General features: G+C 51.7%; 8 protein-coding genes. All 8 read right to left on the bottom strand.

Annotation, left to right across the window (positions count from 1 at the left end):
- Positions 1-11: 11 nt before the first annotated feature.
- Positions 12-1658 carry a sulfatase family protein gene (locus P9H32_RS17910; protein WP_322610296.1) on the bottom strand — a complete coding sequence of 549 codons (1647 nt, stop codon included), beginning with the start codon at positions 1656-1658 and terminating at the stop codon, positions 12-14.
- An 11-nt stretch (positions 1659-1669) separates the two neighbouring features.
- Positions 1670-3247, bottom strand: a complete 1578-nt coding sequence (locus tag P9H32_RS17905) for a sulfatase family protein (protein ID WP_322610295.1) — start codon at positions 3245-3247, stop codon at positions 1670-1672.
- A 383-nt stretch (positions 3248-3630) separates the two neighbouring features.
- Positions 3631-5508 (bottom strand): hypothetical protein, encoded by a 1878-nt coding sequence (locus P9H32_RS17900; protein ID WP_322610294.1) that lies wholly within the window; start codon positions 5506-5508, stop codon positions 3631-3633.
- Between the two features lie 28 nt (positions 5509-5536).
- The gene (locus tag P9H32_RS17895; RefSeq protein WP_322610293.1) at positions 5537-8326 is read right to left on the bottom strand and encodes a glycoside hydrolase family 2 protein; all 2790 of its coding nucleotides are present in this window, start codon (positions 8324-8326) and stop codon (positions 5537-5539) included.
- A 47-nt stretch (positions 8327-8373) separates the two neighbouring features.
- Complete coding sequence (locus P9H32_RS17890) at positions 8374-10050, bottom strand: sulfatase-like hydrolase/transferase (protein ID WP_322610292.1); 1677 nt, start codon at positions 10048-10050, stop codon at positions 8374-8376.
- Between the two features lie 29 nt (positions 10051-10079).
- Positions 10080-12902 carry a glycoside hydrolase family 2 protein gene (locus tag P9H32_RS17885; protein ID WP_322610291.1) on the bottom strand — a complete coding sequence of 941 codons (2823 nt, stop codon included), beginning with the start codon at positions 12900-12902 and terminating at the stop codon, positions 10080-10082.
- Complete coding sequence (locus tag P9H32_RS17880) at positions 12902-14341, bottom strand: UxaA family hydrolase (RefSeq protein WP_322610290.1); 1440 nt, start codon at positions 14339-14341, stop codon at positions 12902-12904. The genes P9H32_RS17885 and P9H32_RS17880 overlap by 1 nt, the downstream gene beginning before the upstream one ends.
- Entirely contained in the window at positions 14328-15761 is a 1434-nt protein-coding gene (locus P9H32_RS17875) for a tagaturonate reductase (RefSeq protein ID WP_322610289.1), read from the bottom strand. The genes P9H32_RS17880 and P9H32_RS17875 overlap by 14 nt, the downstream gene beginning before the upstream one ends.
- Positions 15762-15887: the final 126 nt, after the last annotated feature.

Here is a 15887-nt window from a genome sequence, read left to right as displayed (position 1 = left end):
CAGCGGTTGACTTATTCTTCCGGTTTCAGCTCCGCAAATGTTCCCGGAACATCAGCCAGCAGTCGGCTGAGTTTCTTCTGCATTTTCTGGAGCTTGGCCTGATATTCCGGATTTTCCGCCAGATTCGTGGTTTCACGTGGATCGCGGTTAAGGTCGTAAAGCTGATCCGGATCAAAATAATTTTTTTCAAACGGCGGATGGTTCAGATAGAGCTGAAAACGTTCCATATGGTGGCCGCCCGGGGCCATGCCCATGTGCATGTATCTTGGATTTTCTTCCTCATGCCACATTTTCTTCGTCCAGGGAAACATCTTATGAATGTTCGCCAGAGACTCCCGATGTTCTTTCAGAATCTCTTCCTTCGGTCGATTCGTGTAGCTCTCCGGAACGCGGAATGCAAGATACTTGAAATTGTCGTCGGTTACCACCGCACGGGTAATTCCGATTTCCAGGAACATGGCGTCCCGCCAGTCGCTTACATTTTCACCCCGGCAAAGCGGCATCAGGCTCGCACCGTCCAGCACCATATCTTCCGGCGGAGTAACGCCGCAGAAATCAAAAATCGTCGGCGCAATATCAATATTAGCCACCAGCTCTTTTCGTTCTCCCGGTTTTACAACACCGGGCAGATTCACCATCATCGGCACATGTGCGCCCCCCTGGTAACAGGATCCTTTGCCCTGGTCATCCGTACTATTGTCGTTAAAGTAAATCACCAGCGTATTATCATCCAGCCCCAGCTCTTTCAGCTTATGCTGCACGGCTCCGACCACATCATCCAGCCAGGTGGCGGCAATCAGCTTTCCGTTCTCGCTTTCCGGAACACCGGCTTCACGGGCCCGACGCAGCACATCTTCACGCGGCGGCAGAACTCCCGGAGCAATCGGCTCATCCATCCAGCCCAGCGGCGTCAGACGCGGATCTTTTTTCAGATCGGCCGTACAATCCGGAACGTGCAGCAGGGTGGAGGCATAGTAGAGGACAAACGGCTCATCCTTATTTTCCTCGATAAAGTTCAGTGCATGCATGGTCTGCCACTCCGGCACATGCACATTACACCCGGTTTTCACCAGGTTCGGATCATCGTTTGGATTTCCGTGAAACGCCGCACCGACATAATCAAACCCGAATTCGGCAATGTCTTTGCAGTAGTATTCCTGATTATATTTCAGCACCTCAATAACTGCCGGATCTTTCGGATCATTATTCGGAACCGATTTGCGATAACCATGTTTTCCGCTGGATCCGACATGCCATTTTCCAACCATACCGGTCTTATAACCATTAGCCTGCATGACCCGCGGAAAGTTCCACTGCCCTTCTTCCATTCCCATATTCCACAGCACTTTTGTTACCCCTTCAGTACTGATTTCCTTTCGGAACTGCGGAGACTGACAACGGCTGGCATACTGGCCCGTCAAAGCCGAATAACGACTCGGGGAACACACACTGCTGGTGGCATACGCTCGCGAAAAATACGTCCCGCTCTGCGCCAGCTGATCAATATTCGGGGTATGCGCTTTCCCGTTAATGAACCCGAATGAATCCATCGGCTGATCATCGGTGTAGAAGATAACCACGTTGGGTTTTCGTTTAGCCGCACTTCCCGAAAGAACCGCGCCCGAAACAACCAGAAAAAGAATTATCCATTTTTTCATGACAGTATTCCTTAAAAATTAACCGGTGCTGTGCGCACGCCGCTCTTTCGAATTTTCACATACTTTTCAAACATTTTCTCTGCACGCGCTTTGTATTCCGGATGGTTGATCAGATTTTTTTTCGGACTTTCATTCGGATTGGACTCCAGATTATACAGTTCGATCGGATCCCATTTGCTCAGCTCATGATTGCTCTGGATAATCAGTTTCCATGGGCCTTCCCGATACATCACTTCAAACGTGGCCCCCGACTGCCAGGCCAGAAAATCGCGTGGTTTAAACGCCTGACCCAGCAGAAGCGGCAGAATATTAGTGGAATCCAGCGTATCCTCATCGCGCAGCTCTGTTCCGACAATCCGGGCTACCGTAGCCATCAGATCGTGCGTAACCACCAGCTCCCCGGAAAGCTGCCCGGGCTTGATATATTTCGGCCAATGCGCAACAAACGGAACCCGGTGTCCCCCTTCATGCGGTGCACTTTTCGCTCCGCGATAGTTGCCGCTCGGACGGTGTCCGGACTCCATGGTTCCCGGAACGTTCCAGGTCAAACCACCGTTATCGGTCATAAAAAAGATCAGCGTATTTTCAAATACTCCGTTGGCCTTCAGTGCATCCACAATACGCTTCACTTCAAGGTCCAGCACCTTGATGCATTCCATATGACGCGACGCCAGTGTTCCGCGAATTTTCACGCCGTCCATCTCGGCCGGCGGAATATGCGGGCGGTGCGCTTCGGGACTGCAGTAGTAGAGAAAGAACGGTTTTTTATTGGCATGCTGATTGATGAAACCCACCGCTTTGCTCGAAATAATATCGGGAATGCGCGAGGTATCCCAGCGGGAATCCCCCATCCCCGGCCCTTTGTCCGAGATCGTAAGAACCCCTTTTGCTCCAACGCCCTTTTTATCCGCTTCAGTCACCGTTTCAGGATCCCAACCGTTCTCTTCGTTGAAGCAGATGATTTCTGAAACGCCCTCTTCAAACGGAGCCCATTTCTCATTTTCATAGGCGAGATAAAGCGGCCCCTGAACTCCGGTCGGCAGCGCATAACTATACTCGAATCCCATATCGATCGGGCCGCCGTAAGCCACCTGCGTCATATCGGCATTCACAACTTTATCGTCTTTATCACTGCCCCGATAAAAGCCTTCGCCGTTCCGTTTTTTGAAATTCAGGCCCAGGTGCCATTTCCCGATAAACCCGGTGGCATACCCGCCGTCGCGCGCCACAGTGCCAAGCGTGGTGTCGCCTTTTTTTATGGCCCCTTCATGAAACGAATTCCAAACGCCCCAGGGCGCAAAGGAACGGTAGTTGTTTTTTCCACTCATAATCGCGTAGCGCGTCGGTGCGCAGAGCGAGGTGGAGGAATGGCCATCCGTAAACCACATGCCGTTTTCCGCCAGTGCATCAATATTCGGCGTTTCAAAAACCGGTTTCCCATCCATAAATTTATTGCGGTAAAAACTGATATCCCCGGAACCTACATCATCCGCCAGAATCACAACAATATTCGGCCGATCCGAAGCTGAAAAAGCCGGATCAATTCCTGTTAACAGCGCAAGGACAACAAATAACATACTTTTTTTCATCAAACTTCCCTTTCAAACGATTCAAGCAGCAAACAACTTTTCAGTTTTTATACCCGCTGTCACTTGGCTTATTGGATGGTTTTTTCGTGTCCAATTCACAGAATTTTACGATTTTACTGTGCGCCAAAATTCAACCCCGCCTGATTCCATCAGTGTGCCGGGGAGCAGGAGATACTGCGGAGAGGCATCGGCAGGATGCCCTCTGAACAGCCGTCAATATGCGGGGTTCAAACGGAAAATTCCTGAAAGAGTTTCGTAACTCATCGAGATACGCGTACGACAAACCGAAATCCCGTAACAGATGACATCGCCCGGCAGGATACAACCACCGTTCACCGTTTCTTTTGTCCGAACCGGATCGGTTCCATTTATCGCATCAGGTTTTAATACAGTGTAGCCGGAGGCCTCGTAGGAAAAACACGTTCACACTGTTTATTGATATAATTTCCAGGTTTCTGCCTTTTCAGATTTCCCAGATTTTTATAAAGCCATTCATTCGAAGTGCTGTAGCCAATTTCCCGGCCCCTTTCATCCGTAAGGATTACCAGATAGCCGGCATATTTTTCGCCGCGCGGTTCATTTTCAACTTCATAATTCTGCAGCACCACTTCCTGACTGCTTTTGAAACTGTGCGATTTTCCATTTTCCCGGGTCGGAACAAATGAAGTTTTCTGCCGGTCCAGCACGATGTACTTTGTGCCGAGCCGTTCCTGGCCGATGACAAACATTTCAGCATTTACACGGTAGGGGTAATCTCCTGATCCCTTTTGACTGAGCCTGAATCCATAATAACAGCGTAACTCCGGCGGACGGATATTGTTCACATCATAACTGTCCATCGCGAACGTCTTCTGGTTGTGATCTCGCACAAAATTGATATCAAATTCCGGTGGTAGCGAAAGACCGATATTATGCCGGCTGGTGTCAGTCATATTCTCCAAAGGCACCTTAACGGTTTTATTCCGCGCATTTTTGAATACAGCCATCCCGGCCATCACATTCACCAGTTCCGCTTCGAAATCGGTGCCATCCTGCAATTCCCACACACCGACTCCCGATACCTCCGGGGAGGGCTCAACCAGCGGAGGATTCTCCGAAGCTGCGGCAACGGCATTCTTTTCAGCAGAACTTCCGCCATAATCATTAAACACCGGCCCGTTGGTCAGACTCACCTCACCTTCAACCAGATCTTTGTAGATAATATCCATCATATCCCGGGATATCGGTGCCGTTTTAAATACAGGAAGAATCGGTCCACCCTGTTTACTTTCCGGGTACTCCACCCCCTGCTCCTCGACGGCCAGGCAGAAGTTCGCTTTACCTCCATTATCCCCGATAATAATTTCAAGATCCAACGGCACCCCCGGTTCCAAGGTAATCCAATCCCCCACGGCAGCCCGGCTGTTCCCCAGAATAAACCGGTAAGAATCCATGGATGAACTTTGCCAGAACGGCGTCACCGTGTCCGGCTCAACGTTTGACCAGCCGGTATCCGTATTCGCCCACTTTGCTCCAATAACGATTTCCCCATCGACCCGGACCAGCAGCGTTTCATCGGCTGCTGCCCAGAAGCGGAAAGTAATCCCCTCCGCATGAACCAGCTCGCCTTTATAATGCACCATCCACTGAGCCCCGCTCGCATCCTTGTCCCCGAATGCAGCCGGCGCAATCGATGATTGCGTCGTCGGCACAACCAACGATGTGGCATAGATTTTATTCGGTGACCGGAAAAATTTCGCCAAGGTGGATGGCCGCCAGCCTTTCCGAATAAAATCAATCATATTGGCACGGAAGGTCTCTTTATCATTTGAGATAAACCGGCCCTGTCGATCGAGCTTCAGGTCATAATACGTTCCTTCCAGATCGCTGCCGATCGACTGTGAGCTGCCCAGAACAGACAACTGCCCCAAATCCGGCATAATTTCAAAACCGCCGATATCACCGCTGAGGTTGTCCCCGATCCCCGAAAGCTCCGGCAACTGAATATCCGGCATACTGGCCTTCTGCACTTTGGTAACAATCCGATTGGTCGCTCGCGGTTTCGATGATTTCTTCACCTTCACTTTAGGCTTTTTCAGTTTCATCTTCGGCCGGTCAACCGGCTTGGGCGGAACAAACTTTTTCTCTTCCTTCTGAGTTACCGAAAAAACCACCAGCAGGCCTGCAAGCATGAACGCACCGGCATGAATGAGTATACTGATCAAAAAACCACTCGGCGCTCCTTTTGAAATACCCTTGGACTGCGTACGTTCTTTTCGCATAACCCCTCCAGTTAGCTTGTATTATAATTTACCTAACCATAAAGCTCACCTTACCAGCAATAGATCTTTTGAGCAGTTCCGGACAACCCTGAGGTCCCAGCTCCCACGCATTCGCGAATTTGGTTCCGGTCCCCGGAAGTTTATGGAACAGATACAGACCGCCGGTTTCCGGATAGTGCCACCAGGCATGCACCGGACTGGTCGGCCCGTGTTTATCCCGCTCACCCTCCGCATTGGCCGGGCGCAGCACTCCGACCGCCGCATAATCCGTATCCACCAGCAGTGATTTCCCGGATTTCAGATTCAGCTGCATCCAGTCGACGTTGCCGAAAATGCCTTTAAAGGGCGTTTCGCCCCAGTTCACACCGACGATATGATCGTTGTATTCATTGTCCCACAGCCCGAACTGCGGACCGCGCAGCCGGTTGCCCCAGATACGGTCCGGACCCTGCCCCAGCCACCGCTTGGAAGCCACCGCGGTTTCTTCCAGATCAAACCCGATTGCGGCATACACCAGCTCATTGGTCGGAGCCGAAAAATCATAATCCAGCACCGCCGAACCATCCGGCTGAACCGTCCAGCTGAATGACGCATCTTCGCAGATCGATCTGACGACTACGGAATTGCCCTTTTTCACAACCGAGGTTTTCCAGATACGGGAAAATTCCAAAGCACCGTCCAGTGTGCCCGCATAAAGTACGGGGCCCCGGCCGAATCCTTCAGCACTGCAGTTCAGTAATTGCCCGGTTTCAGGTGAAAACTTCCAGGTGGTTTTTCCGGCTTTGATTTCGAACAAGTTGTCTTCGGCCTGTCGCACGACAGCTTCGGCGCCTTTAATTTCCGGAGAACGAATGGGCCAGGCCCACTGCATAATTTCCCGCCCGTCGGAACTGAATGCACGCAATTCAAGTGCCGTAGCATTTTGCCAATTATCCGGAAACCGCAGTTTCAGCTCCCCCGTTTTTCCGGGTTTTATTTTAGGTCCTTTCACCCGTCCTTCGGCCTGCACGCTGCTTTTCGCTGTTTCAAACGGTCCGGTATGGTTCACGAGCTTCCACTCAAACGAACAGGCATCCAGGCGGGTTTCATAGAACTGGTTTTCCAGCGGAATTTTTCCGCTGAAATTATCCGGAAGCGTTTTCATGGCAATCTGTATCGGCGACCAGATTTCACGGATGGAATAATAGCTGGCCTCCTTCTCTCCGTTCGGCCCAACGATACCGTCCGCCGAATGATTGCCGTCAGTATCCAGCATGCCGTTGCGGTCTGTGCGGGCAATCGCCGCATCGGCCCAACACCAGAGCACCCCGCCCGCCGCGATCGGCGAAGCTTTAATCGCATCCCAGTAGTCCTGCAGTCCGGCCCCGTGACCCCCGTCATAAAGGCCATGCAGAAACTCGGTCGGCAGATAAACCTTATCGTGACTCAAACGCAGCTGGAATTCCTTCCAATCCGGATAATGCTTGGTATTCATCCCTTCAAAATAGGCCCATGGATGAATGATCGGACGATTCTGCAGATCGTAAAGATGATACAGTTCATCCACTTCCAGATTAAATCCGTTTTCATTGCCGTTCGCCCAGATAATCACCGACGGATGATTCTGATAGGTTGTAACCAGCTCATACACCAGATTACGTGCAACCGGTGTATCAATCACCGGATCATGCCAGTTGCACAGCTCCGTGATCACCATCAGACCCAGCTCATCACACGCCCTCATAAATTCCATAGTCGGCGGCATATGGGAACGTACCAGATTGGCATTCATCGCCTTGATCTCACGCGCTTCGCGCCAGACCCGCTCTGCATCAATCGCCCGGCCATGCTGCGGATCAAACACATTGCGATTCACCCCTTTGATCAGAATACGTTTTCCATTCAGATAAAGTCCGTCACCCAGCCGGTGCTCAAATGTCCGGAAACCGAAACGTTCAATCGTTGTAGACAGCACCTTCCCCTTGTGCTTCAACGTCAGTTTCACCTGATACAGGTTCGGATGTTCCGGCGACCACAGCGCCGGTTTTTTAATGTGGTTTTCAAAACGGATGCGACCGGCCGAACCATAAATGGGAGCTAACATCGGCTTTCCGACATTCTCCCCGTCCAGCGTCTGGATCTGCGCGGTAAGTTCATCCACGTATTCCTTAAACTCCTCGCGGAATTTGGTGGGCTGCTGCACCTGTGGAAAAACATCCATTTTAAACGTGCCGTCCATCTGCGCATCGATCGCCACCCGGTTCACAAATTCACGCGGCAGCACTTCCAGATAAACCGGCCGGTAGATCCCGCCGAATACCCAGTAATCCGCCTTACGCTCCGCCTGATCCAGACTGTCGTTATCCGGTTTCTTCTTCACCAGTACTTCGAGAGTATTTTCTTCACCGTATTTCAGCTTGGTTTTATCCAGAATATAGCGGAACGGAAGATAGCCGCCATAGTTCGGGAACCCGGCCTGCTTACCGTTAATCGTCACCTCGGTCTGCGTCATGGATCCTTCAAACACCAGACGCACATGTTTATCTTTCCATTCCTTCGGAACAAAAAAGGTGGTTTTATAGCGGCCCGTTTCGTCTGCTTTTTCTGCAGCCGGTTCATGGCCATAGTTGTATTCGCCGAACCCCTGCTGTTCCCAGTTCGACGGCACCGGAATCTTCGTCCACTCCCCGCTTTTCCGACCATTGGAACAAAAGAAATCCCATTCAACTGCATCCGACGGCCCTTTACCGCTCAGATAAACCCGCTCAGCAGTTGATGCTCCAAAGACGGGACTCATCATACCCAACACCAAACTGACTATCGCTAACCTGCATCTCATCGTGCTCTCCGTTTCTGACAATTCCTTTTTAATATGGATATATATGTTCAGTTTCCTTTTTCAACCGCACACCGAAACGGGCTCGAAGGCTGGTTTACCCGCCCGTTTTCATTTTTAATTACCCCTTCTTTGACCTGTAAAATAATCTGAGGTTTTCCCGTCGACTGCACCGTAACACTCACCGTTTTTCCACGATGTTCAATCGCCGTTACTTCAGCGCCATCGATGTATAAATCATCTTTCATCAACTTCATGGGCTCACTGCAAACCAGCTCAAATACCGCATCGCGTCCCGAAGTAACCGTCTTCGGCCCCTTGATCCAGACCGACATCAACGGCCGCCCTTCGTCTTTTGCCGCTTCGGATTCATAAAAATCCAATAGCGACTTCACTTTCTCCGGATATTTTTCCGCCAGATTTTTCTGCTCCCCGGGATCCGTCTCTAAATGATACAGCGCCCACGACTGCCCCTCATTAACCAGCTTCCAGCCTCCCCGGCGCACAGCGCGCCTGGACCACGGAATCTGTTTTCCGCGCGCCCAGTAAAAACCGCGCGGTTCCGCCGGCTCTCCCTTGAGCACAGGAAGAATATCCCTTCCATCAAGATTACTCGGAAGCTCCACCCCCGCTATTTTTCCAAAGGTTGGAAGCCAGTCGCAAATATGCACCGGATCATCAATCACACCTTTTCCCAGCACCCCCGGCCAACTGACAATGGTTGGAACACGAATTCCACCTTCATATACATGGGTTTTTCCGGAACGCAGTTCGCCGTTACTGCTGTACCCGGGTTTCAGATCCGGATTCGGTTCTGCGTACCCTCCTCCTTGATGTCCACCAGCCACTCCGCCATTGTCTGATGAATAGACCACTATTGTATTCTCCAGCACTCCGGTCTCTGCCAACGCCTGCAGCACCTGCCCGACGGCATCATCAAGATGATGCACCGAAGCCGCCATCAACCGACGACTTTCATCTTTTATTTTCTGAATTTTCCCTTCAGGGTCCTTAAACCATTTATCCTCTTCCGCCAGCGGGGTATGCACCGCAGTATACGCTAAATAGAGAAAAAAAGGCTGCTCTCGTTTCTGTTTTAAAAAGCGGATTGCATCTTTCGTGATAAGATCGGTCACATGGGTTCCCTCTTCATAGGGCTTTCCATTTTCATGCCCCGGAATCAGCTCACCGTTACGGTGCCAGGTGTTGACATAGTCTTTTTTGCGTAACCGGTAGCGATGGTCATACACTCCGACAGCACCTCCAAGTGATCCATAGGAATAATCAAATCCCCATAAATTCGGATGCTGTCCCGGAACCGAACCCAGGTGCCACTTTCCGATTAATGCAGTGTCGTACCCCTGTGCTTTGAGGAGACTCGCCAACGTTGGTGTCCCAAACGGAATAGCCTGTACATTATACCCCGCAATAATCGCCTGCGGACCGAACCGTTGCGCATAACGTCCAGTCAGAAACGAAACTCTGCTCGGAGTGCATTGCGGTGCCGCATAGTGATGCGTAAGCTCCAGGTTCTGTTCCGCCAGCCGGTCCAGATTCGGAGAATAAAGCGCCGGATCATGAAATCCGATATCCCCCCAGCCCTGATCATCCGATAGAATGAAAAGAAGGTTTGGACGTTTCTGCGCCGAATCAGCAACCGTCATCAGTACGAGAAAACTGAACGCAAGCAGCCATCCGGTCATCAGATATTTTTTTTTGTAATTCATATTCCTTCTCCGAACAACAAATACAAATCCTATTCAAAAGAGTGAAACGTAACACGGCCGGTGATCTGTTCAGACCGTTTTACGAGCCCACTCTGTGGACCCAGCAGCGAAATATCTTTTGATTTCGTGCCGACCGGCGGCAGCTTATGAAACAAGAACAACCCACCGGATTCGGGATAATCCCACATCGCATTGCTCGGACCGGTCGGATGCTTCCGGTCTCCTCGCGGACCTTCCGAATTTTTCGGAATCAGTACACCGACTTCAGCGGGAGCAGGCGATTTGATAAGCAGTGAATGCCCGCCTTTCAGGCTCAAGCGCATCCATTCCACATCACTGAATATTCCCTTGAATTCCGGATATTCCCAGGTCACCCCGGTGATGGCATCGTTGTATTCATTTTCCCACAGCCCATATTGCGGACCTTTCCGCCGGTTTCCCCAAATACGGAACGGACCATCACCCAGCCAGCGCTTGCTTTGAACCTCCTCTTCGGGCAGATCAAAACCAACTGCACAATAGATCACCGGAGATTCAATCGGAGCAAATGAATAGTCGAGTTGAACCAGGCCACCCGGCGCCAGCGTCCAGCGGAACGACGAAGCTCCATCACGACTCTTTGATTCAATTACTATGGCGTCGTTCTGTTTAACAACCGTGGCGTTCCAATCGAATGTAAAATCAAAGGCCTGATCAGAAATTCCGGCATAGAGATTCGGTCCGGAAACGGGCCCGACAACATGATCGCCGACCGTACAGTTTAACAACTGTCCGGTTTCCGGAGAAAAAGACCACAGCGTTTCGCCCATTTGAATATCAAAAGGTTTCCCCTTCAACGGTTCCGGCTTAACCCCCGCCATCGTTTTCCGTTCAGTCTGAGAAGTAGAAATCGGCCAGGTCCACTGCATAACCTCAACGCCATTCACGCCGAATGCGCGGAGTTTCAACGCATCAGCATTGCGCCAGTCGGCCGGAAGAGGTAGTTTAATTGCACCGGTTTTCCCCGGCTCTACATTCGGTCCCTGCAAGCGGCCCTTTTCCAGAACGTTTATCGAAGCCTTCGCGTCGTAGGGTCCGGAATAATCCACCAGTTCCCATTCCAGAGTACAGCGATTCAGCGAGGTATCGTAATAACGGTTTTCAACCGGCAGCGTTCCGGAAAAATCATTCGGCAGCGTTTCAACAGGAATCTGTATCGGCGACCAGATTTCGCGTACTGTAAAATAACTGGCTTCCTTTTCACCGTTCGGCCCAACCACCCCATCTGCAGAACGGTTTCCGAAAGTGTCCAGTTTTCCGCCCCGATCCGTCCGGGCAATCGCGGCATCTTTCCAGCACCAGAGAATGCCGCCGGCACCATAGGCTGACTTACGGATAGCCTCCCAATAATCCTCCAGCCCGGCTCCCATACCGCCATCGTATAATCCGTGCATAAACTCGGTAGGCATATAAACCCGCGGTCCGCGAAGCCGCTCAACCAACTGTTTATAAGCCGGATAATGCATCGTATCCAACGCCTCATTATGGAGCCACGGATGAAGCACAGGCCGACGCTGAATATCCAGAAGATGATACAACCCGCCCACCTCAAGATTGAACCCGCCTTCATTACCATTCGCCCAGAATAGGACACTCGGATGATTCTGATATTTAGCGACCAGTTCAAAAACAAGATTACGTGCAATCGGCGTATCAATCACAGGAGTACTCCAGGTGCAAAGCTCCACAATAACAAACAGGCCCAGCTCATCGCAGGCATTCATAAATTCAGTGGTGGCCGGCATATGGGAACGGACCATATTCACATTCATGGCCTTGATTGCACGGGCCTCATTCCACACGTCCTCTTTGTTCACCGCGCGAGCAGTTTGCGGATCAAACACATTCCGGTTCACGCCCTGAATACGAATCTTTTTCCCATTCAGATAAAGCCCGTCTTCCGGTCTCAGTTCAAACGTACGGAATCCGAAACGTTCCGTTTTTTCAAAAAGTACCCGACCCTCTTTTCGAAGACTGACTTTAACGGCATACAGATTCGGAAATTCCGGCGACCATAGATTCGGATTATTCACACGGCCTTCCAGACGTACCATTCCTGCCCCGCCGTACATACGTGCTGACATCATTTCGCCGACGGGCTCACCATCCAGCGTCTGGATTCGGGCAACCACCTCGTCCACCTGCTCCATAAGATGGCCCTTGCGCAGTTTCCCGTAATCATAAATCTGCGGAAAAACGTCCATTCTGAATGTGCCGTCAGCCTGCGCATCAATGGCAACACGATCAATGAACATTTTCGGCAACACCTCCAGATAGACCGGACGATAAATTCCGCCGAATACCCAGTAATCACCTTTCCGCTCCGCCCGGTCCAGACTCACATTCTCCGGACGCTTTTTAACCAGCACTTCAAGCTCGTTCACTTCGCCATATTTCAGCTCGTTTTCGTCCAGATTATACCGGAACGGAAGATACCCGCCTTCATTGGGCGCGCCGGCAACCTTACCATTAACTTTAACTGACGTCTCATTCATCGCCCCCTCAAAAACAATACGCACATGCTTGTCTTTCCACGCCTTCGGAACCAGGAATGTTGTCCGATAGGTGCCCGTTTCATCGTGCTCCCCTTTTGGTGTATCATGTCCATAGGCATAGCCGCCGAACCCCTGCTGCTCCCAATTCGACGGCACCGGAATCTTCGTCCACTCTCCGCTCTTCCGACCTTCCGAGCAGAAGAAATCCCACTCAACCGCATCCGACGGCCCTTTACCGCTCAGATAAACCCGCTCAGCATGCTGTGCCGAAGCGCCCCATGCAATCCATGCACCTAAAACAACCAGCACTTTTTTCATCACAATGTCACTCCCTGTTTCCAAATGGCAAAATCCCGATATCCGTTTTCTTCCGACCGCGTTTTACGTCCTGAGGCCACATCGACCAGATCGTCAAAAAACGCATCCCCCAGACCATCCATCGTCCGGCCTTCCATCAGCACACCTGCATTGAAATCAATCCAGTTTTTCTTCCGCTCGGCCAACGCCGAATTGGAAGCAATTTTCACCACCGGAACCGGTCCGCCCAACGGCGTGCCCCGCCCGGTGGTAAACAGCACCATATGACAGCCCGCCGCCGCCAGCGCAGTGACAGCCACAATGTCATTACCGGGACCCTCCAGCAGAGTCAGCCCGTTTTTCCGAACCCGCGCACCGTAACGCAGCACATCGTTCAACGGCGCGGTTCCGCCCTTCTGCACACAACCGAGCGATTTATCTTCCAGCGTCGTAATCCCGCCGGCCTTATTGCCCGGCGACGGATTTTCTCCCACCGGTTCACCGTGGGATAAAAAATATTCCTTGAAATCGTTCACCACATTCACCGCCTCATCGAACACGGCTTTTGATACGCACCGGTTGAACAGTATCGTTTCCGCACCGAATGCTTCAGGAATCTCGGTCAGCACGGCCGAACCACCGCGAGCAATCAAACGGTCCGAAACCGCGCCGACCAGCGCATTGGCTGTCAGCCCCGAAAAAGCATCCGACCCGCCGCACTTCAGACCGATCCGAAGTTTGGAAACCGGCACCGGCCCGCGCCGGTCTTTTGCCGCCGTTTCGCACAGTTCATGCAGCAATCTCCCGCATGCTTCCAGCTCGTCCTCCACCGCCTGTGTCACCAGAAATTTAACCCGGTCCCCATCCACTTCCCCGACCAGCTCCCGGAACTCTTTCATGGTGTTGTTTTCACACCCCAGACCAACCACCAGCACACCTCCGGCATTCGGATGCTTCACCAATGCCGAGAGAATCGTCCGCGAAGCTTCATGATCATCCCCCAGCTGGGAACAGCCGTACGGATGTGCCAGAACAACCACATCATCCACATTATCCGGCAAACCTTCCGCACAAAGCCGCGCCGCCGCCTTTTCCGCCAGCCCGTTCACACATCCGACCGTCGGAACAATCCAGAGTTCATTGCGTATCCCGACATCCCCATTGGCCCGAGGATACCCCATAAAGGTTTTTCCATCCGCAATACGTCCCGGCAGCCGGAAGTCCGGTTCATACGGATATTCCTGCACCCCGGACAACCCCGTCTTCACATTATGGTCATGCACCCAGTCACCGGCTTCGATCGTCTCGGTCGCATAGCCGATCGGAAAACCGTATTTAATGACCGCCTCTCCTTTTTCAATCGGAACCAGGGCTGTTTTATGCCCTCTTGGAATTTTATCCGAATCGTCGGAGATAACGACGGCGACGTTATCGCGTTCATTGATTTTAAGCGTCTTCATGATCCAACCAGTCTTTTACCGCTTCACGCATTCCTCCATGCAGAATCCGACCCAGCGCTTTTGAAACTTCCAGCTCGAATCCCGGCAGAGCCGTAAGATCCTCGCCCCAGAAATCCGTATGTTCCAGTACCCGCGCAACCACCTCAGACCCCGACCAGGCCGTTCGGAAGAATTCGAGAACCGCCGGATCATCCTTCGGTTCATAACTGTCCCGCAGATCTCCTTTATAAAAGGCAATCAGTGCCGCCATTGAAAAGGCAAGCAACGAAGGGACTTTGCCGAATTCAGCCATATAATTTTTCACCGAGGGCAACACCCGTACCTTCCATTTTGAAACCGAATTCAGACTGATGGAAAGCAGCTCATGCCGAATGAACGGATTCCTAAACCGTTCCAGTACCGCCCCTGCATAGACCTCCGCTTCTTCCCGTTCCACATCCAGTGTCGGAATAATCTCATTAAACAGAACCGCCTGCACGTACCTTCCGAAAAGCCCGTCCTCTACCATCTCACGTACAATATCCAGACCGCCCAGATAAGCCGCCAGCACACTTGATGTATGAGCACCGTTCAGAATACTGACCTTCAGATTCCGGTACGGCTGCATATCGTCCGTCCAAACCACATTCAGTCCCGCCTTATGAAACGGCAGCTCGGCTTTCAGCTCTTCAGGCCCTTCAATCACCAGCAGATGAAAAATCTCGCCCGTACAGATCAGATGATCCGTATACCCAAGTTCGCGCTGCATCGCCTCAGCTTCATCGTGCGGATAACCCGGCACAATACGGTCCACCAGCGTACTGAGAAAAATACAGTCGTTTTCAATCCAGGCCTCAAAATCCCCGCCCAGTTTCCAGTCCGCAGAATGCTTCAGAATGCACTCCTTCAATTTGCGGCCGTTATAGTTGATCAGTTCGCACGGCAGAAAAATCATCGCGGAATCTGCGGAGCCCCCAAGCTGTTCAAAACGCCGGACGAGCCAGGCGGTCAGTTTTGCCGGAAAGGTTGCGGGACAGGAATCCGGCGGTTCCACACGCTGATAGGCAATACCCGCCTCCGTCGTATTCGAAACCACAAAACGCATATCCGGATTGGCCGCTGTTTCCAGAAAACCTTCCCAGTCGGAATAAGGATTGATTCCCCGGCTGATTGAACGGATCACTTCATGATCGTCCACCTGTTCACCATTCTGAATTCCCCGCAGATAAAGTGTATAAAGACCCTGCTGTTCATTCAGCAAATCCACCTGCCCGTTTTCCAGCGGCTGAACCACCACAGCACTGCCTCCGAACACCCCGCTCTCGTTCATGCGGTGGAACATCCAGTCGATAAACGCCCGCAGAAAATTACCTTCCCCAAACTGCAGTACCCGTTCCGGCGGCAATGAAGCCGTCATCCTCTTTTGCTCAATTCGTTCCATCTTCACGTCCTTGTCCCCCTTTTTCCAGACCTTGGAATATTCAACAAACGAATACGTTACGCGGACGCGGACATAATTGGTATTGCATGGTTTATTATTTATTATTGCAAAATACGCCAGATGAGC

Source organism: Pontiella agarivorans, assembly GCF_034531395.1.
GTDB classification, from domain to species: Bacteria; Verrucomicrobiota; Kiritimatiellia; order Kiritimatiellales; family Pontiellaceae; genus Pontiella; species Pontiella agarivorans.
The sequence above is the reverse complement of the archived record's forward strand: the minus strand, read 5'-3'. Positions and strand labels throughout refer to the sequence as shown.

What these genes read in the sequence shown, in the direction of transcription:
- P9H32_RS17910 (WP_322610296.1), bottom strand. Translation starts at nt 1,658, where the DNA reads ATGAAAAAATGGATAATTCTTTTTCTGGTTGTTTCGGGCGCGGTTCTT.
- P9H32_RS17905 (WP_322610295.1), bottom strand. Translation starts at nt 3,247, where the DNA reads ATGAAAAAAAGTATGTTATTTGTTGTCCTTGCGCTGTTAACAGGAATT.
- P9H32_RS17900 (WP_322610294.1), bottom strand. Translation starts at nt 5,508, where the DNA reads ATGCGAAAAGAACGTACGCAGTCCAAGGGTATTTCAAAAGGAGCGCCG.
- P9H32_RS17895 (WP_322610293.1), bottom strand. Translation starts at nt 8,326, where the DNA reads ATGAGATGCAGGTTAGCGATAGTCAGTTTGGTGTTGGGTATGATGAGT.
- P9H32_RS17890 (WP_322610292.1), bottom strand. Translation starts at nt 10,050, where the DNA reads ATGAATTACAAAAAAAAATATCTGATGACCGGATGGCTGCTTGCGTTC.
- P9H32_RS17885 (WP_322610291.1), bottom strand. Translation starts at nt 12,902, where the DNA reads ATGAAAAAAGTGCTGGTTGTTTTAGGTGCATGGATTGCATGGGGCGCT.
- P9H32_RS17880 (WP_322610290.1), bottom strand. Translation starts at nt 14,341, where the DNA reads ATGAAGACGCTTAAAATCAATGAACGCGATAACGTCGCCGTCGTTATC.
- P9H32_RS17875 (WP_322610289.1), bottom strand. Translation starts at nt 15,761, where the DNA reads ATGGAACGAATTGAGCAAAAGAGGATGACGGCTTCATTGCCGCCGGAA.